Below are 17,726 nucleotides of genomic sequence, written 5' to 3' on the forward strand. Positions count from 1 at the left end.
TACACGGATGTATCGAGTCAACCGTTTGGCTGCCCCCAGCCCCTCCCACTTTTTAATGTCGAGCATTAACATGAACGCATGGCCAGGACATCGGGACCCGAGACCCGGGACAGACTGATCCGAGCCGCGGAGGAGCTCTTCGCCGCTCAGGGCGTGCACGGCGCCCAGCTGCGCGACGTCGTGACCCGCGCGGGTCAGGCCAATCCCTCCGCCGTGCAGTACCACTTCGGCTCGCGCGGCGGCCTGCTCGACGCGGTGATGGCCGGTCGGCAGGCCCGGACGGAGAGCGTGCTCGCCCCGCTGCTCGCGGCCGCCCCCGACGAGCTGCGCGCCCTGGTCGCGGCCCTCGTCACGGCGGAGGCGAGCGAGCTGCGCACCGACCGGGGCCGCCGCTGCCTGCGGATCTCCGCCCAGCTCAGCCACGAGAGCGGGGTCCGCACCGGCACTCCCCACCCCACGCTCGCGGGCACCGGCTACTGGCGGCTGATCGAGCGGATCGCGGACCGGCTGGCCGCCGCCGGACTGCCCGAGCCCCTGCTCCTCGAACGCCTCGACCTGGCGCTGACCGTGGTCGGCGCGGCGATGGCGGACCGGGCCAGGCAGTACCTCGACGGCGCCGAACCCCTCACCGGTGAGGCGCTCTTCCTCGCCGATCTGATCGAGACCACCACCGCCCTGCTGCGTGCCGCGCAGCCGGAGCGGGCGACCCACCAACAACGCAAGGACCCCTCATGAACGACCTCACCGGCAAGACCGTCCTCATCACGGGCGGCGCCCGGGGCCTGGGCGCCGAGGCGGCCCGGCAGGCGGTCGCCGCCGGCGCGAACGTCGTCGTCACCGACGTCCTCGACGAGGACGGCAAGGCCACCGCCGACGCGCTCGGCGAGCGGGCCCGCTTCCTCCACCACGACGTGACCTCCGAGGAGGAGTGGGCGGCGGCCGTCGCCTACGCGGTGACGGAGTTCGGCGGGCTGCACGGCCTGGTGAACAACGCGGGCATCTCCACCGGCGCCTTCCTGGAGACGGAGTCCGTCGAGCACTTCCGCAAGGTCCTCGACATCAACCTGACCGGCGTCTTCATCGGCATGAAGGCCGCGATCCCGGCGATGCGGGAGGCGGGCGGCGGCTCGATCGTCAACATCTCCTCGGCCGCCGGCCTGATGGGCCTGGCGCTGACCGCAGGCTACGGTGCCTCCAAGTGGGGCGTGCGCGGCCTGACGAAGATCGGCGCGGTGGAGCTCGGCACGGCGGGGATCCGCGTCAACTCCGTCCACCCGGGCATGACGTACACCCCGATGACGGCCTCCGTCGGCATCGAGCGCGGCGAGGGCAAGTACCCGAACACGCCGATGGGCCGGGTCGGCGAGGCCGACGAGATCGCGGGCGCGGTCGTCTTCCTGCTCTCGGACGCGGCCTCGTACGTGACCGGCGCGGAGCTGGCGGTCGACGGCGGCTGGACCACCGGGCCGACGGTCAAGTACGTCATGGGGCAGTGAGCGGGAGTGTCGTACGCCGGTGATTTCATGGGGCCATGAACCCCGCTGAGGAGATCCTCGACATCGTCGACGAGAACGACGAGGTGATCGGCCAGGCCCCGCGCGGCGAGACGTACGCGGGGGGCCTGATCCACCGTTGCGCCTTCGTCCTGGTCAGGGACGCCGGAGGGCGCGTCTTCGTGCATCGCCGCACCCCGACGAAGCTGGTCTTCCCTTCTCTGTACGACATGTTCGTCGGCGGGGTCGTCGGGGCGGGCGAGAGTTACGACGAGGCGGCGCTGCGCGAGGCCGAGGAGGAACTCGGCGTCTCGGGCCTGCCGCGGCCGACGCCGCTCTTCAGGTTCCTGTACCGCTCCCCCGAGGGCGTCGCGCGCTGGTGGTCCGCCGTCTACGAGGTCCGCTGCGAACTGCCGGTCCGCCCGCAGGTCGAGGAGGTCGCCTGGCACGGTTTCCTCACCGACGAGGAGCTGGCCGGCCGGCTGGACGAGTGGGAGTGGGTGCCGGACGGGCTCGCCGCGTACGAACTGCTGCGGGCCCGGCGTGATCGGCGGGGCACCGTCTAGACAGGCCCTAAGGTGCGCATGTGAGCGATTTCGTGCAGAGTCTGCGGCTGTGGTTCGCGCCCGGGCGGATCAAGGACGAGGGCGAGACCCCCGACTACCGGTTCTCCCTGGCCAACGAGCGGACATTCCTCGCCTGGATCCGGACCGCGCTCGCGCTCGTCGGCGGCGGGTTCGCCGTCGACCAGTTCCTGCCGGACCTGCGCTGGGGCGTGCGCGTCGGGCTCGCGCTCGCCCTGCTCGCGGCCGGCGTGCTGTGCGCCCTGCGCGCGGTGAACCACTGGGTGCGCTGCGAGCGGGCCATGCGGCGCGGCGAGGACCTGCCCGTCTCCCGGTTCCCTGCGGTACTGAGCCTCGCGGTGGCCGTGGTGGCGCTCGCGATGGTGGTGGTCGTCGTCTTCGGCTGGGCCGGGCGGTGACCGAGGTCCGCGATCCGGGACTCCAGCCGGAGCGGACCCGGCTCGCGTGGCGTCGTACGACCCTGTCCTGCACGGTGGTGGCGGTGCTCGCCGTCAAGGTGGCCGTGCACGACGACATCACGGCGGCCGGTCTGACCGGGCTCGCCCTGTCGGCCCTGGTGTGGGTGGCGTTCCTCGCCGTCGCCCACCGGCGCATCCGAGCCCTGGACGCGGCCAGGCCGCACCCCCTCTCGTACCGGGGCGCGCTGCTCGCGGCGGTGTGCACGATCGCGCTCGCCGTCTGCGGGGCGGCGATGATCTGGTGACCGGGGATGCCGGTGCCGGAGCGACGGAGCGGACAGAAGTGGCGAACCAGGACGAGAGGGGCGTTCGCGGCTAGCCTGGGTGCGTCAGCCGACCCCTCACAGAGGCGATGTCATGACCGTTCTCCACCATGAGCACCCCACGCACGCCCACGCGCACGGCCCGGACTGCGGCCACGCGGCGGTGACCCACGAGGACCACGTCGACTACGCGCACGACGGGCATCTGCACCGCGAGCACTCCGGGCACTGGGACGAGTGCGAGAAGTCCGGCCACGTCTCCCACGACGCCCACACCCACCAGCACGGGCCGGAGTGCGGGCACCAGGCCGTGAGCCACGGGAACCACGTCGACTACGTCCACGACGGACACCGGCACGCGGCCCACGACGGCCACTGGGACGACCACTGAGCCGTGTCGCCTTCCCCCGGAACCCGACCGGCTGACAGGCTGCGCCTGTCCGGCCGCTCTCCACCGGGGGAATCCCTTTGTCCGTCACCGATCCCGACGCGTCCGCCACCGATCCCTATGTGGTCGCGCTCGCGCCCGGCGTCCACGCCTTCGTCCAGCCCGACGGCGGCTGGTGCCTGAACAACGCCGGCTTCCTCGGCGACGCCCGCGAGTCGCTGCTCGTCGACACCGCCGCCACCGAGCGGCGCGCCCGGCTGCTGCGGGACGCGGTCCTCGCCCGGGGTCTTCCGCTGCCCGGGACCGTCGTCTCCACCCACCACCACGGCGACCACACCTACGGCAACGGGGTGTTCCTGCCGGAGGCGCGGATCGTGGGGCACGAGAACTGCCGGAGCGAGCAGCTCGCGGCCGGGCACCAGCTCCATCTGCTGTGGCCGCGCACCGACTTCGGGACGGTCGACATCCGGCCGCCGTCCGTCACCTACCGGGAGCGGCTGACGCTGTACGTCGGGGACATCGAGGTGCGGGTGATCCACCCGGGCACCGCGCACACCACGGGCGACTCGATCGTGCACCTCCCCGAGCAGGGCGTGGTCTTCACCGGTGACCTGGTCTTCCACGGCGGGACGCCGTTCCTGCCGATGGGTTCGCTCGCCGGGTCGCTGCGCGCCCTCGCCCTGCTGCGCTCGCTCGACGCGCCGACGGTCGTGCCGGGGCACGGGCGGGTGACCGACCCCGCGGCGTACGACGCGACGGAGCGGTATCTGCGCTGGGTGCGGGAGCTGGCGGCGGAGGGGTACGCGAAGGGGGCGACGCCGCTGGAGACGGCGCGGACGGCGGACCTCGGCGAGTTCGGCGCGTGGCGGGAGAGCGAGCGTCTGGTGGCGAACCTGCACCGGGCGTACGCGGAACTGGCGGGCCTTCCGGAGGGGTCGCCGCTCGACGCGGTGACGGTCTTCGGCGACATGGCGGCGATGAACGGCGGGGTGCCGGTGGCCTGCCACGCGTAGCCGCTACCACGTCTGCGGGCGCCATTTCGGGTCCGCGCGCCTCATCGCCGCCGCGTCGTCGCGGTCCCGCAGGGTGCCGTCGTCGTCGAGCCAGCGGCGGTGCAGGGCGGCGAGCGCGGCGCGGTCGAGGTCGACGCCGAGGCCGGGGGTGTCGGTGACGGCGAGCCGCCCGTCCCGGAAGACGGGCCGGGTGGTGACGACGTCCTCGGTCTGCCAGGGGTAGTGGGTGTCGCAGGCGTGGTGGAGTTCGGGGAGGGTCGCGGCGACCTGGGTCATGGCGGCGAGGCTGATGCCCAGGTGGGTGTTGGAGTGCATGGAGAGCCCGACGCCGTACGTCCGGCAGAGCGCGGCGAGTTCACGGGTGCGGTGCAGTCCGCCCCAGTAGTGGTGGTCGCAGAGCACGATCCGTACCGCGCCCTTCGCGAAGGCCTCGGGCACCTCCTCGAAGGTGGTCACGCACATGTTGGTGGCCAGCGGCACGTCGGTGCGGGCGGCGATCTCGGCCATGGCGCCGGTGCCGCTCGCCGGGTCCTCCAGGTATTCGAGCACGTCGCCCAGTTCGCGGGCGACGGCGAGCGAGGTCTCCACCGACCAGGCGCCGTTGGGGTCGAGCCGCAGGGGCCGGCCGGGGAACGCCTCGGCGAGGGCGCGGACGGCGGCGCCCTCCTGCTCGGGCGGGAGGACGCCGCCCTTGAGCTTGAAGGAGCGGAAGCCGTACAGGCGGTCGAAGCGGCGGGCCTGGGCGACGATGCCCGCGGGGTCGAGGGCCGGGCCCCAGTCGTCCGTCGGGGCGTCGGTGCCGGGGTGGGCGGCCCAGCGGTAGAAGAGGTAGGCGCTGTACTCGACCGTGTCGCGGACCTTGCCGCCGAGCAGGGCGTGGACGGGCAGGCCGAGGGTCTTGCCGAGGGCGTCGAGGCAGGCGGTCTCGAAGGCGGAGACGACGGAGAGGCGGAGCTTGTCGGCGGTGCGGACGCCGCGCAGGCCGCCCGCGTCGACGCCCTCGTCGGCGGGAAGGGCGGGAGAGGCGGGACCGGCGGTGTCGGCGAGCGCGAAGAGGCCGTTCACGTCCGCGACCGAGCGGCCGGGGAGGGCCTCGGCAAGGGGCCGGGCGATGTCCAGGTAGACGCCGTCGCCGTAGGTCTCCCCGAGGCCGCTCACTCCTCCCCTGGTGACGACCTCCACCACGAGCCGTGGAGTGGCGGGCTGGTGGACGCCCTGGACGTTGAGGAGGGGCGGGTCGGAGATGAGGATCGGGGTGATCCGGACTTCGTCGACGATCAGCTTCGCATCCATGCTTGTGAACTCTATTCAGCCCGGCGACCGTCAGCCAGAGTGCGGAACGTACTTTCCGGCCGCCCCTCTGGACGACATACCGACTGGTCGGTCATCATGAACGCCGACCGAAGCCGATCCGGAGGTACGCACGTATGAGTTCCGCCCCGCCGCCAGGCCTCGACCCCGAGCAGCTGCGCCGCCACCTCGACCGCGAGCGCCCCGGCCTGGTGTCCGGCCCCCTCGAAGCCCGGCTGATCGAAGGCGGCCGGTCGAACCTGACGTACGTCGTGACCGACGGCACCGGCCGCTGGGTCGTCCGCCGGCCCCCGCTCGGCCACGTCCTCGCCACCGCCCACGACATGCGGCGCGAGCACCGCGTCATCAGCGCCCTGCACGGCACGGACGTGCCCGTCCCCGAGACGCTGCTGCTCTGCGAGGACGAGTCCGTCCTCGGAGCGCCCTTCTACGTCATGGAGTTCGTCGAGGGCACGCCGTACCGCTCGGCCGCGGAGCTCGCCCCGCTCGGCCCCGACCGCACCCGCGCCGCCGTCCTCGGCCTGGTCGACACCCTCGTCGACCTGCACGCCGTCGACCCGGAGGCCGTCGGGCTCGGCGACTTCGGGCGCCCCGAGGGCTTCCTCGACCGGCAGCTGCGCCGCTGGGGCAAACAGCTCGACGCCTCGCGCGGCCGTGACCTCGCCGGGATCGACGAGCTGCACGCCGCCCTCGGCCGCTCCCTGCCGGTCTCGCCCCCGCCCACGGTGATCCACGGCGACTACCGGCTCGACAACGTCCTCGTCGACGGCGACGACCGCATCAGGGCCGTCCTCGACTGGGAGATGTCGACGCTCGGCGACCCGCTCACCGACCTCGGCCTGCTCGTCATGTACAGCACGCCGCTCGGCCTGCCGGACTCCCCCGTCTCCACCACCGCCACGGCCCCCGGTCACCCGAGCCCCGCCGAACTGGCCGAGCGCTACGCGGCCCGCTCGGGCCGCGACACCTCGGCCCTCGCCTGGTACACCGCCTTCGCCTGGTTCAAGCTCGCCGTGATCCTGGAGGGCATCCACTACCGCTGGACCCTCGGGCAGACCGTCGGCGCGGGCTTCGACCGCATCGGCGAACTCGTCCCCGTCTTCATCGAGCACGGCCTGACCACCCTTCAGGAGGGCTGACCCACCATGGACTTCTCATTCGACGCGCGCACCGAGGAGCTGCGGACGAAGCTGCTCGCCTTCATGGACGAGCGCGTCTACCCGGCCGAGGCAGTCGCCGAGGAGCAGCGCGCGCTGCTCGCCTCGCCCTGGGACACCCCCGCGGTCGTCGGGGAGCTGAAGGCCGAGGCCAAGCGGCAGGGCCTGTGGAACCTCTTCCTTCCCGACGCCGAGTACGGGGCGGGCCTCACCAACCTCCAGTACGCGCCGCTCGCCGAGATCACCGGCCGCAGCCCGCACCTGGCGCCGACCGCCCTCAACTGCGCTGCGCCCGACACCGGCAACATGGAGGTGCTGGCCCAGTTCGGGGACGAGGCGCAGAGGAAGCAGTGGCTGGAGCCGCTGCTCGCCGGTGAGATCCGCTCGGCGTTCGCGATGACCGAGCCCGAGGTCGCCTCCTCCGACGCGACCAACATCGAGACCCGGATCCGGCGGGACGGCGACTCGTACGTCGTCGACGGCCGCAAGTGGTACATCTCCGGGGCGATGAACCCCGACTGCAAGATCTTCATCGTGATGGGCAAGACCGACCCCGACGGCGCGGACATCCGCCGCCAGCAGTCGATGATCCTCGTGCCGCGCGACACCCCCGGCGTCGAGGTGCGGCGCGCGATGCAGGTGTACGGGTACGAGGACCACTCCCACGGCGGCCATGCCGAGGTGGTCTTCGACGGGGTCCGCGTCCCGGCCTCGAACCTGATCGGCGAGGAGGGCGGCGGCTTCGCCATCGCGCAGGCCCGGCTCGGCCCCGGCCGCATCCACCACTGCATGCGGCTCATCGGCATGGCCGAGCGGGCCGTCGAGCTGACCTGCCGCCGCGCGGTCTCCCGTACCGCCTTCGGCAAGACGCTCGCCCAGCAGGGCGTCGTGCAGAACTGGATCGCGGACGCACGGGTGACGATCGAGCAGCTGCGGCTCCTCGTCCTCAAGACGGCCTGGCTCATGGACACCGTCGGCAACCGGGGTGCGCACACGGAGATCCAGGCCATCAAGATCGCGACCCCGCGCGCGGTCGTCGAGATCATCGACAAGGCGGTGCAGGCACACGGGGCGGGCGGGGTCTCGCAGGACTTCCCGCTGGCCGAACTGTGGGCGTCGGCGCGGACGCTGAAGCTCGCGGACGGGCCGGACGAGGTGCACCAGCGGTCGCTGGCGCGGCGGGAGCTGAAGAAGTACCTGTAGCCGTACGACGGAAGGGGCCCACGACCGGTCGGTCGTGGGCCCCTTCCGTGTGGGCGTCCGTCAGGGGCGCAGGGCCCGGAGCAGCAGGTCGGCGAGGTGTCCCGCGACCTGTTCGGGGGTGAGCGGGCCGTCCGGGCGGTACCAGGTGGAGAGGTGGTGCACCGAGCCGAAGTGGTAGTCGACGACCAGGTCGGCGGGTGTCGCCGAGGAGAACACCCCGGACCGCTGGCCCTCCTCGATCAGGGCGCGGAAGCGCTCGTGGTAGCGGCGCCGCTCGGACCTGACCTGCTTGTTCTTCTCCGGGCTGAGGTGGTGCATGGAGCGGAAGAAGATGGCCGCGTCGTCGAGGTTCTCGATGGTGGTGACGACGACGTCGGCCGCCGCGTCGCGCAGCCGGTCCTCGATGGGCGCGTCGGCGCCCGCGTAGGCGTCGAGCCGTTCCTGCTGGAGGCGCAGGACGCGGGCGTAGACCTCCTGGAGGAGGTCCTCCTTCGAGCCGAAGTAGTGGTACAGGGCGCCCTTGGTGACCCCGGCGGCCTCGACGATCTCCTGCACGGAGGTGCGGTCGTAGCCCTGTTCCGCGAAGAGCCGGGTGGCGGCGGCGAGGAGCCTCTGGGGGACGGGTGCGCCGCTCCCGTCCGTCGTCCTGGCCATGCTCCGCCGCCTTCCTTGGTGGTCGTTTTCGGTCAGCGGAACGTGTTTCCGCCTGTAGATCTTCCCACCGATCGTGGCACCCGTTAACGGGTGCCGGTCTCCCAGGCCTGCTGGACGTGGTTCATGGTGGTCAGCCAGCGCTCGGGGTCCGTGGCCCGATTGCGGTAGTAGCCGGCGACCTCGGGGTGCGGGAGGACGAGGAAGCGGTCGGCGGCGATGGCGTCGAGGAGGGCGTCGGCGACGTCCTCGGGCTCGATGGCGGTGGGCGCGAGGACGAGGTCGCCGGCCGATCCCGCGGCGGTGAGCATGTCCGTACGGACGCCCTGCGGGCAGATGGCGTGGACCTTGAGACCACGGTGCCGGTAGGTCAGGGAGAGCCACTCGGCGAAGGCGTACGCGCCGTGCTTGGAGACGCTGTACGGCGCCGCGCCGATCATGGTGAGCAGTCCGGCGGCGGAGACGGTGGAGACGAACCGGCCGCTGCCGCGCTCCAGCCACTCCGGGAGGAGGGCGCGGGCCGCGCGGACGTGGGCCATGACGTTGACGTCCCAGGCGGCGGCCCAGACGTCCTCGTCGGCGAAGGCGTCGCCGGGCGAGGAGAGGCCGGCGTTGGCGCACCATACGTCGACCGTGCCGCCGAGCGCCTCGCGGGCCTCGTCGACGACGGCGGAGGCGTCGCCGGGGACGGCGAGGGCGCCGATCTCCTCGGCGACGGCCTTGGTGCGGACGGGGTCGAGGTCGTTCACGACCACCCTGGCTCCCTCGGCGGCGAACCTGCGGGCGAGGGCGGCGCCGATGCCGCCGCCCGCTCCGGTGACGACGACTCCGGCGCCCTGGAGTTCGTTCCTGTCCGCGTTCATGGACCCACCTCTCGGCTGTGACGACGCGGACAGACTAACCAGTCGGTATGCCGTGGGGGAAGACCCGTTCCGCACGCCTCGTTCCCCGGAGCGGCCAGGAGCGCTAGCGTGCGTGCCCATGTCACCCCGAGGAGGTTCCATGGGCCTGTCGCGACGGAGTCTGCTGGCCGCCGGCGGCGCGCTCGGGGCGGTGGCGGCCACCGCGCCCACCGCGTCGGCCGCCCCCGGTCACGGCCGGGTGCGGACCGGCTTCGAGCGGCTCGCGGCCGACGGGTACGCCCTTCTGGCCGGCGAGCGGGTCGGCATCGTCACCAACCCGACCGGGATCACCCGGGACGCCGGGCACGTCGTGGACGCGATGCACGCCGACGAGCGGGTGGACCTGGTCGCCGTCTTCGGCCCCGAGCACGGTTTCCGGGGAACCGCGCAGGCGGGCGGATCCGAGGGCCGGTACGACGATCCGGCGACCGGACTACCCGTGTACGACACGTACCTGAAGAGCGGGCAGCCACTCGCGGACGTCTTCACCGCCTCCGGGGTCGACACGGTCGTCTTCGACATCCAGGACGTCGGCGCCCGCTTCTACACCTACATCTGGACGCTGTACGACTGCATGGTGGCCGCCGCGCTCGCCGGGAAGAGGTTCGTGGTCCTGGACCGGCCGAACCCGGTGACCGGACGGGCGGCGCTCGGCCCCGTACTGGACCGGGCGTTCGCCACCTTCGTCGGGCGCGAGCCGATCGCGCAGGCGCACGGGATGACCGTGGCCGAGCTGGCCCGGCTCTTCAACGGCGAGTTCCTGACCCGGCCGGTGGCCCTGGAGACGGTACGGATGACGGGCTGGCGGCGCGGCGAGTTCTTCGACGCGACCGGGCTGCCGTGGGTGCCGCCCAGCCCGAACATGCCGACGCCGGAGACCGCGCTCGTCTACTCCGGCACCTGCCTCTTCGAGGGGACGAACCTGTCCGAGGGCCGGGGCACCACCCGCCCCTTCGAACTCCTCGGCGCCGAGGGGATCGACCGGCGGTGGGCGGAGGCGGCGAACGCGCTCGCCCTGCCCGGAGTCCGTTTCCGGGAGGCGTACTTCGCTCCGACCTTCTCCAAGTTCCAGGGGAAGACCGTGGGCGGGGTGCAGGTGCACGTCCACGACCGCGTTTCCTTCGACCCGGTACGGACGGGGATCGGGCTCCTGGTCAGCGCCCGGAGCTCGTGGTCCGGCTTCGCCTGGCGGGCGGACCACTGGATCGACAAGCTGACCGGCTCGACCCGGGTGCGGACGCTGATCGACGCGGGCGCGGGCGTGGACGAGGTCGTGGGGGCGTGGCAGTCGGACCTGGCGGCGTTCCGCGCGGTTCGGGAGGGGTATCTGCTGTACCGGTGAAGGCGGTCGCGCCCGGTGTCGACCGGGGGGTGTCCCCCGGCCGGCGAGGGGTTGTCCCCCGGTCGAGAAGGGTGCGGGCGGGATGTCCGACGAGGTGTCCCGCCGACCAGGCTGGGCCCATGAACCTCTCCTTACGACGCCGCCTGCCCCTCGTCGGACTCCTGGTCGCCGCCTGCCTCGGCACCCTGGCCCCCGCCGCAGGCGCGGCCGCGACCCCCACCACCTCCGATCCCGCCCGCGAACTCGCCCGCAGCGCACAGCCCTTGACCGATCTGCGCCCGCTCGACCGGATGATCGGCTCGGCCAAGGTCGTCGGCATCGGCGAGGCCACCCACAGCTCGGCCGAGTTCTTCACCGCCAAGCACCGGATCTTCGAACACCTCGTGGAGCGGCGGGGCTTCACCACCTTCGCCCTGGAGGCCAACTGGTCCACCGGGCTCCTCGTCGACGAGTGGGTCCGCACCGGCCGCGGCGACATCCGGGCCATCATGCGGGACGAGTTCCAGGAGTCGTACCGCCTCTGGAACACCGAGGAGTACCTCGACCTGTTCCTGTGGATGCGCCGGCACAACCAGCTCCACCCCGGCCACCAGGTCCGCTTCATGGGCAACGACCTCGGCTACGCGGGCCGGAGCCTCTTCGACACGGTGACCTCGTACGTGGCTCGCACCCACCCGGCGCTCCTCCCCCGCTTCCAGGAGTTGTACCGGGCCTCGCGCCCCACCGGTGAGGTGCGGGCGTGGATGAAGGGGTACATGGCCAGGCCGGAGGCCGAGCGGCAGCGGATGGCCGGCGAGGTGAACACCGCCCTCGCCCTCCTGGAGCGACAGACCCCGGGTCAGGACGCACGCGCGCGTGAGGCCGCCGCCTGGGCGGTCCAGCACGCGCGGGCCATCGCCCAGGTCGGCACCGTCTACGCCCACGACATGACGACGGACGCGGGGGTCGCGGAGGCGATGCTCTACCGCGACCGGATCATGGCCGAGAACACCGTGTGGTGGCAGCGGCGGACCGGCGACCGGATGGTGCTCTCGGCGCACAACGGGCACGTCGGCTACGAGTCGATGAAGCCGGACCAGTACCCGCGCACCCAGGGCGCCTTCCTCCGTGACGCCCTCGGCCGGGACTACGTGACCGTCGGCGCCTCCTTCGGGCAGGGCTCGTTCAACGCCCACGACACCGAGGCCCCGGGCGAGCCGCTCCGCACCTTCACCCTCGGCACGCTCGGCGCCGACAGCAGCGCCCACACCCTGGACCGGGTCTCGCCGGACGCCTTCTACCTGGACCTGCGGCGGACGACACCGGCGGCGCGCGACTGGCTCGGCACGCACCGGCCGAGCCGGCACATCGGGACCGCGTACCCCTGGCCGGGCTCCGTGGCCCCGGTCCGGCTCTCCACCGCGTACGACCTGCTGATCCACTTCCCCCGGATCACGGCGGCCCGGCTGCGCTGACACCCCGTCGGACGTCTGGACGGGGCCGTGCGCGGGCATGCTGGCCATGGAGCCGCCGCCCGCGCACGGGGCGCACTCGGCGCTGCGGCCCCCTCGACGTGGAGGGACGGGTCTGGTCGTGACCGGGATGAGTGTGGAGCCGTACCGGGAGATCACCTTCGACAAGGACGGCGACGGACCCCCGGGGCAGTCCGCGTCCCTCGCCGCACTGGCGAGGCAAGGGGTCACGGAGCTGGTGGTGTTCGCGCACGGGTGGAACAGCTCTCCCTCCGGCGCCACCCGTCTCTACTCCGACTTCTTCGCCCCCTTCCCGGGTCTGCTCGCCCCCGGGACCGAGGCCGGGTACGCGGGAGTGGTCTGGCCGTCGATGATGTTCACCGGTGAGCCGGGACCGGACTACCGGGCCCTCGTGACGGTCCTCCCGGAGAAGGAGCCGGTGCTCGACCGGCTCACCGAACTCCTCGTGACGGCAGCGGCGGACGAGAGGGCGTTCGCCGAGTTCGGGGCGCTGCTGCGGGAGCTGACGGACGTGTCCGGCGGAGGCGCCGCCGCGGTGGAAGCGGTGCCGGCGTTCCTGCTCGCGGACCCGGTCGAGGTCTGCGCCCTGTTCACGGAGGCACTGGAGGCCGAGGCGCGGGAGGCGGGGGCCGTCTCGTCCGGGGCCGTACCAGCGGGGGCCGTCCCAGCGGTGGCCGTACCGGCTGACGGATTCGAGAGCGGCTTCGGGGAGGGGCTCAAGCGGTACTGGAAGGGCGCCCGGGAAGCCCTGCGGCAGGCCACCTACTACGTGATGAAGAAGCGGGCCGGGCGGGTCGGCGAAGCGGGCCTCGGACCGCTGCTCGGCGAGGTCGCCAGGGCCGCCCCCGGCCTCCGCGTCCACCTCGTGGGCCACAGCATGGGCGCCCGGCTCGTCTCGTACGCGCTGAAGGGGCTGCCGTCGGAGGCCCGCCCCGTCGCCTCCGTGACGCTCCTCCAGGGCGCCTTCTCGCACTACGCGTTCGCCGCGCGGCTGCCGCACGACGCCCGGCGGTCCGGCTCGCTGCGGGACGTGCAGCAGCGGATCCGGGGGCCCCTGGTGGCCTGCTACTCGCGGCACGACACGGCACTCGGGGTGATGTACCCGCTGGCGTCCCGGCTCGCGCGCGACTCCGAGTCGCTCGGTGGCCTGCGACTGCCGGGCGCGAGCGATCCGCGCTGGGGTGCGATCGGGTACGACGGCGTCCAGGCGGTGCCGGGGACGGTGCAGCGGAGCCTGGCGGCGGTCCTGGGCGCGGGGGTGCCGGCCTCGGGCTGTGTGAACGTGGACACGGCGGAGGTGGTCCGCTCGCACAGCGACGTCTGCGAGCCGGAGCTGGCCCGGGTGGTGGTGTCGGCGGCCCGCGCGGGGCGTTGAAGCCCGTCTTTCCGACCAGGTCGGTCCCGGGCCTGGTCAGAGCCCCTTTCGGGGTGCTCCGGCGCGCCGCTGATGGCTGCCATCCGAATTTCGATGGAACACGGCGGGGCGCTCGTTCGTCCCTCTGATACCGCGGAATGACCAGCGACGGAGGTGGCGGGAGATGGCCGGTTTCCGGAGTCTCGCGAGACAGGTGCGCGATCCGGGGTGCGACACGGCGCTGCGCAGGTACTCGCTGCGCAAGTGCTTGGAGCGGTTCGCGCCGTACGGGCACCGGGCGACGTGGGACCACCTGTGCCGCAGGCACAGGTTCGGACCCGAGGACCGGGACCTCGACCCCGGGCGGCTGATCGCCGCGCTCGACGAGCTGGAGGAGGCGCGCGCCCTGTGGCTCGCCTACGAGGAGCGGTTCGCCGCCCGGCGGCGGCGCGAGAAGCAGGAGGGCCTGCGGGGACTGGGGGCGCTCGACGACTGGCACCGGCGGATCTGGGGCGGCAACGGGGTGGTCCGGTGCGGCGATCCGGCGGTGCATCCGTCGGACCCCCTGCCGGAGGTGCTGCGGCGGCTGATCACGGCCCTGGAGCGCGGTCCCGGCGAGGAGTGCCCGGTGTGCGCGGGGCCGCGGATCGAGTGGACCGGTCCCGGGGACGCGTACGAGCCCTGGCTCGGCCCGGTGTGCGGGGACTGCGGAGTGGGCGTCCCCCGCGCGGTGCTGACCTCGGGGGCGCTGGCCCGCGCCCGTGGGGAACGGAACCGGCCGCTGGCGTCGGCGGCCTGAACCGGGCCCCTACGCCGGATCCTCCGGGGCGGTCCGGCGTACCGGCATCAGGCGGGAGCCCGCCATCCGTTCGCCGAAGACGTCGTCCGGGTTGGACAGGACGCAGTTCTGCAGGGACAGGCAGCCGCAGCCGATGCAGTCCGTCAGGTGGTCGCGGAGCCGGCCGAGTTGCTTGATGCGTTCGTCGAGCTCGGTGCGCCAGGCGGCGGAGAGCTTGGCCCAGTCCTCGTTGGTGGGGGTGCGCTCCTCCGGGAGCTGGGCGAGCGCCTCGCGGATCGTGGCCAGCGGGATCCCGACCCGCTGCGCGGCGCGGACGAAGGCGACCCGGCGCAGCGTGTCGCGGCCGTAGCGGCGCTGGTTGCCGGTGGTGCGGCGGCTGCTGATAAGCCCCTTCGCCTCGTAGAAGTGAAGGGCGGAGACGGCGGCTCCGCTACGGGCGGAGAGCTGGCCGACGGTGAGCTCGTGGATCTTCTCTGGAATCTGCGGCACCCCGCGACCCTACTGGTCCGTTGACAGGGGCACCCTCACCCCCACATGCTGAGCAAGCGCTTAGATACCGACCGTTGGGTATGCCGTACCGGGACGGTGCGCCGTACCAGAAGGGACAGGAACATGGCCGAGCCGAGGATCTTCACCTCCGCCGAGGAGCTGCGCGCGGGGGTCGGCGAACAGCTGGGACACAGCGACTGGCTGGAGATCGACCAGAAGCGGATCGACCTCTTCGCCGAGGCGACCGGGGACCACCAGTGGATCCACGTGGACCCGGAGCGCGCGGCCTCCGGCCCGTTCGGCACGACCATCGCGCACGGCTATCTGACCCTGTCGCTGCTGCCGCTGTTCGTCCCGCAGGTCCTGACGGTCGAGGGCATGAAGATGGGCGTCAACTACGGCACGGAGAAGGTGCGTTTCCCGGCGCCCGTGCCGGTCGGCTCGCGGCTGCGCGCCACGGCCGTCCTGACGAAGGTGGAGGAGGCCGGTGGCGGCGTGCAGGTGACGGCGGCGGTGACGGTGGAGCGCGAGGGCTCCGAGAAGCCCGTCTGTGTCGCCGAGTCGGTCTCCCGCTACTACTTCTGAGCGCCGACCATCCTGAGGACGAGGTCGGCGTAGAGCGCGCCGACCTCGTCTGGCGTGCGGCGGCCCTGGGTGTTGAACCAGCGCGAGACGTCGATGCAGAGGGAGAGCACGGCGACCGTGGTGCCCGACACGTCCGGCACCTCGAACTCGCCGGCCGCCACGCCCTCGTCGATGATGCGGCGCACCGTCGCGTCGGACTCGCGACGCAGCTCCACGATCTCGGCGCGGTGCTCGGGTCCGAGGGCGTCGAGCTCGTACTGGACGACCCGGGCCGTGGTGTGGCGCTCGGCGTGCCAGCGGACGAAGGAGCGTACGGCGTCGGCGAGGCGTTCGGCGGCCGGGCCGTCGCCGTCGGCCGCGGCCCGGAGGATCTCCAGGGCCTTGTCGTGGCCGATCCGGCTGATGCGGTGGAGCAGCTCTTCCTTGGTCTTGTAGTGGATGTAGAGCGCGGCCGGGCTCATGCCGGCGCGGCCGGCGATGTCCCGGGTGGTGGTGGCGTGGTAGCCCCGCTCGGCGAACGCCTCGACGGCGGCCACGAGCAGTCGCCGGGCCGCCTCGGGCGTGACCTCGCCCCAGGGCACGTCCTCGACCCCGGGCGTCTCCTCCGCCGCGCTCATCCGACACTCCTTCTCGACCCCGTCAGGACGAACACCATACAACGAGGGTGAGCAAGCGCTTAGATCCGGTGGCTCAGAGCTTCTGGAAGGGGTCGTGCTCGGCGAGGAGCTTCTCCAGCCGGGCCTGGTCGACGCGGCTGACGATCTGGCCCTCCTCCTGGCGGTCGCGGACGACCTTGGCGAGCGTGAACGCCGAGGTCGTGAGGTAGAGGACCGCGACGGCGAGGAAGGCCCGCACCCAGGCGCTGGCCTCCAGCTGGAAGATCCCGATGGCCACGGCCGCGAGGGCGATGCCGAAGGAGAGGACGGCCTGCATGTAGTAGGCGGCGGTGTTCTGGTGCTTGACCGGTGTGTCGCTCATGCAGGTCAGCATCGGCCGGACGTGGCCGCTGCCACATCCGTCCGGGTACTCAGCGTCGTACTCAGAAGGCACGGATCGGAAGCGGGAGGCGGGGATCGGCAGCCGGAGGTCAGAAGGCCGAGATCCCCGTCAGCGCCCGTCCGATGATGAGCTTCTGGATCTGGCTGGTGCCCTCGTACAGGGTCATCACGCGCGCGTCGCGGACCAGCTTGCCGACCGGGTACTCGTCGATGTAGCCGTAGCCGCCGAAGACCTGGAGGGCGTTGTTCGCGGCGCGGACGGCTGCCTCGGAGGCGTACAGCTTCGCCTTGGAGGCGGCGGTGGCGAAGTCCTGGCCCCGGTCGATCAGGTCGGCGACCCGCCAGGTGAGCAGCCGGGCGGCGTCCACGTCGACGGCGATGTCGCTGATCAGTTCCTGCACCAGCTGGTACGAGGCGATGGGCTTGCCGAACTGCTCGCGCTCCCCCGCGTACCGCACGGCGGCGTCGAGCGCGGCCTGGGCGATGCCGACGCAGCCCGCGGCGACCGACATGCGCCCCTTGGCGAGGGCGGACATGGCGACGGTGAAGCCCTTGCCCTCGGGGCCGAGCATCGCGCCGGCCGGGACGCGGACGTCCTCCAGGACCAGTTCGGCGGTGGCCTGGCCGCGCAGGCCGAGCTTGCCGTGGACGGGCCGGCGGGTGAGGCCGGGGGTGTCGGTGGGGACGAGGAAGGCGGAGACGCCCTTGTGTCCCGGGGCGTCGCCGGTGCGGGCGAAGAGCAGGACGACATCGGCCCAGGTGCCGTTGGTGATGAACATCTTGGTGCCGTTGATCACGTAGTCGCCGGTGGCGTCGTCCCGTACCGCCCGGGTGGCGAGGTTCCCCGCGTCGGAGCCGGTGCCGGGTTCGGTGAGGCCGAAGCAGCCGAGCGCCTCGCCGGAGGCGAGCCGGGGCAGCCACTGCCGCTTCTGCTCCTCGCTGCCCCAGGAGGCGATCGTCTTGGCGACGAGGCCGAGGGAGACGGAGACGATGCCGCGCACGGAGGAGTCGCCGCGGCCGAGCTCCTCGGTCACCAGGCAGTACGCGAGGTGGTCGCCGCCGGAGCCGCCGTACTCCTCCGGGATCGTGAGTCCGAGGAAGCCGACGGCGCCGAGCTTCTTCACGATTCCCCGGTCGACCTCCTCGGCGCGGTCCCATGCCGTCGCGTGCGGGGTGACCTCGCGGGCCACGAAGTCCTCGGCGAGCCGCCGTACGGCTTCCTGTTCCTCGCTCAGCGCCAGATCCACCGTGCATCACCTCGTCC

21 protein-coding genes are annotated in these 17,726 nt (G+C 72.6%); 14 read left to right on the plus strand and 7 right to left on the minus strand.

From position 1 onward, the window contains the following. Positions 1 to 78: 78 nt before the first annotated feature. The 7 genes from IO20_RS0119230 (at position 79) to IO20_RS0119260 (ending at position 4,199) form a co-directional block, all read left to right on the plus strand. Positions 79 to 735 (plus strand): TetR/AcrR family transcriptional regulator, encoded by a 657-nt coding sequence (locus tag IO20_RS0119230; RefSeq protein ID WP_051874540.1) that lies wholly within the window; start codon positions 79 to 81, stop codon positions 733 to 735. Beyond that, complete coding sequence (locus tag IO20_RS0119235) at positions 732 to 1,496, plus strand: glucose 1-dehydrogenase (protein ID WP_030551590.1); 765 nt, start codon at positions 732 to 734, stop codon at positions 1,494 to 1,496. The genes IO20_RS0119230 and IO20_RS0119235 overlap by 4 nt, the downstream gene beginning before the upstream one ends. Positions 1,497 to 1,531: 35 nt before the next feature. Further along, on the plus strand, positions 1,532 to 2,059 hold the full coding sequence (locus tag IO20_RS0119240) for an NUDIX hydrolase (RefSeq protein ID WP_030551588.1): 528 nt from the start codon (positions 1,532 to 1,534) through the stop codon (positions 2,057 to 2,059). A gap of 20 nt (positions 2,060 to 2,079) precedes the next feature. After that, positions 2,080 to 2,475 carry a YidH family protein gene (locus IO20_RS0119245; RefSeq protein WP_030551586.1) on the plus strand — a complete coding sequence of 132 codons (396 nt, stop codon included), beginning with the start codon at positions 2,080 to 2,082 and terminating at the stop codon, positions 2,473 to 2,475. Next, positions 2,472 to 2,780, plus strand: coding sequence for a DUF202 domain-containing protein (locus IO20_RS0119250; protein WP_030551584.1), 309 nt, complete (start codon positions 2,472 to 2,474; stop codon positions 2,778 to 2,780). Before IO20_RS0119245 ends, IO20_RS0119250 begins: the two co-directional genes overlap by 4 nt. A gap of 112 nt (positions 2,781 to 2,892) precedes the next feature. Then, entirely contained in the window at positions 2,893 to 3,189 is a 297-nt protein-coding gene (locus IO20_RS0119255; RefSeq protein WP_030218178.1) for a hypothetical protein, read from the plus strand. A 77-nt stretch (positions 3,190 to 3,266) separates the two neighbouring features. Next, positions 3,267 to 4,199 (plus strand): MBL fold metallo-hydrolase, encoded by a 933-nt coding sequence (locus tag IO20_RS0119260; protein ID WP_030551582.1) that lies wholly within the window; start codon positions 3,267 to 3,269, stop codon positions 4,197 to 4,199. A gap of 3 nt (positions 4,200 to 4,202) precedes the next feature. On the opposite strand, the gene IO20_RS0119265 is transcribed toward IO20_RS0119260, so the two are convergent. After that, positions 4,203 to 5,492, minus strand: a complete 1,290-nt coding sequence (locus IO20_RS0119265) for an enolase C-terminal domain-like protein (protein ID WP_030551580.1) — start codon at positions 5,490 to 5,492, stop codon at positions 4,203 to 4,205. A 134-nt stretch (positions 5,493 to 5,626) separates the two neighbouring features. Between IO20_RS0119265 and IO20_RS0119270 the strand changes: the two genes are divergently transcribed. Further along, complete coding sequence (locus IO20_RS0119270) at positions 5,627 to 6,649, plus strand: phosphotransferase family protein (RefSeq protein WP_030551579.1); 1,023 nt, start codon at positions 5,627 to 5,629, stop codon at positions 6,647 to 6,649. A gap of 6 nt (positions 6,650 to 6,655) precedes the next feature. Next, positions 6,656 to 7,870 carry an acyl-CoA dehydrogenase family protein gene (locus tag IO20_RS0119275; protein WP_030551578.1) on the plus strand — a complete coding sequence of 405 codons (1,215 nt, stop codon included), beginning with the start codon at positions 6,656 to 6,658 and terminating at the stop codon, positions 7,868 to 7,870. A 60-nt stretch (positions 7,871 to 7,930) separates the two neighbouring features. On the opposite strand, the gene IO20_RS0119280 is transcribed toward IO20_RS0119275, so the two are convergent. Both IO20_RS0119280 and IO20_RS0119285 read right to left on the minus strand, forming a co-directional pair. Continuing rightward, positions 7,931 to 8,524 carry a TetR/AcrR family transcriptional regulator gene (locus tag IO20_RS0119280; RefSeq protein ID WP_030551576.1) on the minus strand — a complete coding sequence of 198 codons (594 nt, stop codon included), beginning with the start codon at positions 8,522 to 8,524 and terminating at the stop codon, positions 7,931 to 7,933. Positions 8,525 to 8,607: 83 nt separating this feature from the next. Then, positions 8,608 to 9,384: an SDR family oxidoreductase gene (locus IO20_RS0119285; RefSeq protein ID WP_030551574.1), complete on the minus strand. Its 777-nt coding sequence runs from the start codon at positions 9,382 to 9,384 to the stop codon at positions 8,608 to 8,610. Positions 9,385 to 9,523: 139 nt separating this feature from the next. Here IO20_RS0119285 and IO20_RS0119290 point away from each other — a divergent pair, with 139 nt between their 5' ends. From IO20_RS0119290 to IO20_RS0119305, 4 genes are all read left to right on the plus strand, one after another. Next, positions 9,524 to 10,765 (plus strand): exo-beta-N-acetylmuramidase NamZ family protein, encoded by a 1,242-nt coding sequence (locus tag IO20_RS0119290; protein WP_030551572.1) that lies wholly within the window; start codon positions 9,524 to 9,526, stop codon positions 10,763 to 10,765. A 119-nt stretch (positions 10,766 to 10,884) separates the two neighbouring features. Then, positions 10,885 to 12,219 (plus strand): erythromycin esterase family protein, encoded by a 1,335-nt coding sequence (locus tag IO20_RS0119295; RefSeq protein WP_030551570.1) that lies wholly within the window; start codon positions 10,885 to 10,887, stop codon positions 12,217 to 12,219. Between the two features lie 127 nt (positions 12,220 to 12,346). Next, positions 12,347 to 13,612 (plus strand): alpha/beta hydrolase family protein, encoded by a 1,266-nt coding sequence (locus IO20_RS0119300; RefSeq protein ID WP_031127463.1) that lies wholly within the window; start codon positions 12,347 to 12,349, stop codon positions 13,610 to 13,612. A 163-nt stretch (positions 13,613 to 13,775) separates the two neighbouring features. Beyond that, complete coding sequence (locus IO20_RS0119305) at positions 13,776 to 14,390, plus strand: hypothetical protein (protein ID WP_030551566.1); 615 nt, start codon at positions 13,776 to 13,778, stop codon at positions 14,388 to 14,390. Between the two features lie 9 nt (positions 14,391 to 14,399). Here IO20_RS0119305 and soxR read toward each other — a convergent pair whose 3' ends face one another. Beyond that, positions 14,400 to 14,879: a redox-sensitive transcriptional activator SoxR gene (gene soxR, locus IO20_RS0119310; protein ID WP_030551563.1), complete on the minus strand. Its 480-nt coding sequence runs from the start codon at positions 14,877 to 14,879 to the stop codon at positions 14,400 to 14,402. A 123-nt stretch (positions 14,880 to 15,002) separates the two neighbouring features. Here soxR and IO20_RS0119315 point away from each other — a divergent pair, with 123 nt between their 5' ends. Further along, the gene (locus IO20_RS0119315) at positions 15,003 to 15,464 is read left to right on the plus strand and encodes a MaoC family dehydratase (protein WP_030218146.1); all 462 of its coding nucleotides are present in this window, start codon (positions 15,003 to 15,005) and stop codon (positions 15,462 to 15,464) included. Here the strand turns inward: IO20_RS0119315 and IO20_RS0119320 are convergent. The 3 genes from IO20_RS0119320 to IO20_RS0119330 form a co-directional block, all read right to left on the minus strand. After that, complete coding sequence (locus tag IO20_RS0119320; protein ID WP_030551561.1) at positions 15,455 to 16,081, minus strand: TetR/AcrR family transcriptional regulator; 627 nt, start codon at positions 16,079 to 16,081, stop codon at positions 15,455 to 15,457. The two genes, IO20_RS0119315 and IO20_RS0119320, sit on opposite strands and share 10 nt — an antisense overlap. A gap of 73 nt (positions 16,082 to 16,154) precedes the next feature. Further along, complete coding sequence (locus tag IO20_RS0119325) at positions 16,155 to 16,442, minus strand: YiaA/YiaB family inner membrane protein (RefSeq protein ID WP_030551560.1); 288 nt, start codon at positions 16,440 to 16,442, stop codon at positions 16,155 to 16,157. A gap of 109 nt (positions 16,443 to 16,551) precedes the next feature. Continuing rightward, complete coding sequence (locus IO20_RS0119330; RefSeq protein ID WP_030551558.1) at positions 16,552 to 17,709, minus strand: acyl-CoA dehydrogenase family protein; 1,158 nt, start codon at positions 17,707 to 17,709, stop codon at positions 16,552 to 16,554. Positions 17,710 to 17,726 lie beyond the last annotated feature (17 nt).

Origin of the sequence: Streptomyces exfoliatus (genome assembly GCF_000725545.1) — a bacterium.
Lineage (GTDB): Bacteria > Actinomycetota > Actinomycetes > Streptomycetales > Streptomycetaceae > Streptomyces > Streptomyces exfoliatus.

Bases quoted from the DNA above. Each gene is read 5' to 3' on its own strand.
- IO20_RS0119320 (WP_030551561.1), bottom strand. From the start codon at position 16,081: ATGAGCGCGGCGGAGGAGACGCCCGGGGTCGAGGACGTGCCCTGGGGC.
- IO20_RS0119290 (WP_030551572.1), top strand. From the start codon at position 9,524: ATGGGCCTGTCGCGACGGAGTCTGCTGGCCGCCGGCGGCGCGCTCGGG.
- IO20_RS0119315 (WP_030218146.1), top strand. From the start codon at position 15,003: ATGGCCGAGCCGAGGATCTTCACCTCCGCCGAGGAGCTGCGCGCGGGG.
- IO20_RS0119240 (WP_030551588.1), top strand. From the start codon at position 1,532: ATGAACCCCGCTGAGGAGATCCTCGACATCGTCGACGAGAACGACGAG.
- IO20_RS0119265 (WP_030551580.1), bottom strand. From the start codon at position 5,492: ATGGATGCGAAGCTGATCGTCGACGAAGTCCGGATCACCCCGATCCTC.
- IO20_RS0119235 (WP_030551590.1), top strand. From the start codon at position 732: ATGAACGACCTCACCGGCAAGACCGTCCTCATCACGGGCGGCGCCCGG.
- IO20_RS0119270 (WP_030551579.1), top strand. From the start codon at position 5,627: ATGAGTTCCGCCCCGCCGCCAGGCCTCGACCCCGAGCAGCTGCGCCGC.
- IO20_RS0119230 (WP_051874540.1), top strand. From the start codon at position 79: ATGGCCAGGACATCGGGACCCGAGACCCGGGACAGACTGATCCGAGCC.
- IO20_RS0119255 (WP_030218178.1), top strand. From the start codon at position 2,893: ATGACCGTTCTCCACCATGAGCACCCCACGCACGCCCACGCGCACGGC.
- IO20_RS0119295 (WP_030551570.1), top strand. From the start codon at position 10,885: ATGAACCTCTCCTTACGACGCCGCCTGCCCCTCGTCGGACTCCTGGTC.
- IO20_RS0119325 (WP_030551560.1), bottom strand. From the start codon at position 16,442: ATGAGCGACACACCGGTCAAGCACCAGAACACCGCCGCCTACTACATG.
- IO20_RS0119275 (WP_030551578.1), top strand. From the start codon at position 6,656: ATGGACTTCTCATTCGACGCGCGCACCGAGGAGCTGCGGACGAAGCTG.
- IO20_RS0119280 (WP_030551576.1), bottom strand. From the start codon at position 8,524: ATGGCCAGGACGACGGACGGGAGCGGCGCACCCGTCCCCCAGAGGCTC.
- IO20_RS0119305 (WP_030551566.1), top strand. From the start codon at position 13,776: ATGGCCGGTTTCCGGAGTCTCGCGAGACAGGTGCGCGATCCGGGGTGC.
- IO20_RS0119285 (WP_030551574.1), bottom strand. From the start codon at position 9,384: ATGAACGCGGACAGGAACGAACTCCAGGGCGCCGGAGTCGTCGTCACC.
- IO20_RS0119300 (WP_031127463.1), top strand. From the start codon at position 12,347: ATGAGTGTGGAGCCGTACCGGGAGATCACCTTCGACAAGGACGGCGAC.